Origin of the sequence: Mesorhizobium sp. M4B.F.Ca.ET.143.01.1.1 (assembly GCF_004792275.1) — a bacterium.
Taxonomy (GTDB): Bacteria; Pseudomonadota; Alphaproteobacteria; order Rhizobiales; family Rhizobiaceae; genus Mesorhizobium; species Mesorhizobium abyssinicae.
Genome location: NZ_SRSR01000348.1, coordinates 1 through 286 on the forward strand (window position 1 = coordinate 1; position 286 = coordinate 286).

A 286-nucleotide genomic window follows, 5' to 3' on the forward strand; every position below is an offset into this window, starting at 1 on the left:
ATCGACGATCGCCGCCACGTTGACGCCGGCCTTCTTCAGGTCGATCGCGGCCGCATAGGCCGAATCATTGGCGGTGTAGACGCCGACATTCCGTCCTACCGCGACACCGTAGTGGTTTAGGAAGGTGCGCGCCGCGCCCGCCAGCATGATGCCGGGCCGGTCGTTGTTGGCAAACACCATGTGGCGCTCGATGGCGCCGGAGGCCAGCACCACGCGCTTGGCGCGGACCTGCCAGAGCCGCTCGCGCGGCAGGTCGTGGCCGGGGGCCTTCAAATGATCGCTGACG

Annotated in this window: 1 protein-coding gene; it reads right to left on the reverse strand. The window is 67.5% G+C overall.

Annotated features, from left to right (window positions below; all coding sequences use genetic code 11):
• A partial coding sequence (locus EN786_RS37300) for an FAD/NAD(P)-binding oxidoreductase (RefSeq protein WP_135910225.1) occupies positions 1–286 on the reverse strand: 286 nt, incomplete at both ends.